2 protein-coding genes and 1 pseudogene are annotated in these 1,450 nt (G+C 68.8%); 1 reads left to right on the top strand and 2 read right to left on the bottom strand.

Annotation, left to right across the window (positions count from 1 at the left end):
• Window positions 1-276, top strand: a 276-nt coding sequence (locus tag FJ980_RS31455) for an FAD-binding protein (protein WP_140547419.1), incomplete at its 5' end; no start/stop codon positions are given.
• A 64-nt stretch (window positions 277-340) separates the two neighbouring features.
• Here FJ980_RS31455 and FJ980_RS31450 read toward each other — a convergent pair.
• Together FJ980_RS31450 and FJ980_RS35635 are read right to left on the bottom strand one after the other, a co-directional pair.
• Window positions 341-1,291, bottom strand: a complete 951-nt coding sequence (locus FJ980_RS31450) for an alpha/beta hydrolase (RefSeq protein ID WP_140547418.1) — start codon at window positions 1,289-1,291, stop codon at window positions 341-343.
• 34 nt (window positions 1,292-1,325) lie between these two features.
• Window positions 1,326-1,450: pseudogene (locus FJ980_RS35635) on the bottom strand (isochorismatase); the annotation flags it as partial.

Below are 1,450 nucleotides of genomic sequence, written 5' to 3'. Positions count from 1 at the left end.
CCGCACAAGATGCTCGATCCGGCGAACGGCCCGCTGATCGCGGTTCGCCTCAACATCCTGACCCGCAAGACGCTGGGTGGCCTGCAGACCGATCTCGAAAGCCGCGTGCTGGGGAGCGATGGCGAGCCGGTTCAGGGCCTCTATGCGGTCGGCGAAGCCGCCGGTTTCGGCGGCGGCGGCGTGCATGGCTATGCGGCGCTCGAAGGCACGTTCCTGGGCGGCTGTATCTTCTCCGGCCGCAGCGCCGGCCGGGCGGCGGCTCGTTCGGTAGGCTGAGCGCCGAACGGCTTGGCAGTCGCTGGGTTGATCATCTTCTGTCGATTGTCATGCGAGGAGGCCCTCACCAGATCCACTCGCTTTTGCCGAGCGCCGACACCGCCTCGACGATGCGGGTAAAGCTGGCGCGGGCGCGGCCGACCGTGTGCCTCGCCCTGAGATAGCCGTGCACAAGCCCTTTTTCCTCGAACCAAGTGGCCCGCCCGCCGCCCGCCACGATGCGGTCGCGATAGGCCTCGCCGTCCGACGACAGCGGATCGCACTCGGCGGTAACGACAATGGTGGGCGGCAGGCCGGAGAAGTCGGCGGCGCGCAGCGGCGAGAAGGTCGGATCGTCCGGCGCCTGTCTCTTGGCCGAGCGGACGTGGCGGTAGAAAGCGACGTCGCCGGTCGACAGAAGCGGCGCCTCGGCATGCTCGATGTAGGAGCGGGCAGTCTCGTCGCCGCCGAGGCCGGGATAGATCAGCACCTGGCCGGTCGGCCTCTTCGCGCGAGCGCGCGTCGCGTGACTGACCGCCGCCGCCAGATTGCCGCCGGCGCTCTCGCCGGACAGCAGCAGTGGCCCGTTCGCTCTAGCCGCCGCCCATTCGAAGGCGGCCAGAGCGTCGTCGAAGGCGGCGGGGTGGAGATGTTCGGGCGCCAGCCGATAGTCGACCGAGAGCACGGCAAAGCCGGTGCCGGCGCAGATCTCGGCGCAGATGTCGTCATGGCTGTCGAGCCCGCCCAGGATGAAGCCGCCGCCATGGTAATAAAGCACCGTGGCCCGCGCGGCCGTGCCTGCCATCCCGTAGTGCCGCACCGCGATGTTCCGGCCGGGGGCGGCGATGAGGTCGTCGCTCGCCGTCACCCCCGGCGGATAGGGCTGGCGAAGCGCCCGGCACATCCTGTCATAGATCGCACGCTGCTTGGCGATCGGCAGGTCGATCGTCTCGGGCGGATACCAGGCGTTGATGCCGTCTATATAGGCCCACAGCGCAGGGTCGAGCCGCGTCGCGTATTTGCTGCGACCGGTCATTTCAGTGCTGCCCACGGTTTCGGAAGGCATTGCCTCAAAGCTCGCTGTATAGCCTGGCCGCGTTTTCAAAGCTGAAGCGCAGCGGCACCGAGCCCTCGACCTGCCAGACGGCGACGCTCTCGCCCGCCAGCAGCCGGCAGGCGCCGTCGGTGTCGGTGA

This window comes from Mesorhizobium sp. B1-1-5, assembly GCF_006443065.1.
Lineage (GTDB): Bacteria > Pseudomonadota > Alphaproteobacteria > Rhizobiales > Rhizobiaceae > Mesorhizobium.
This window is presented reverse-complemented; position numbering and strand designations above follow the sequence as displayed.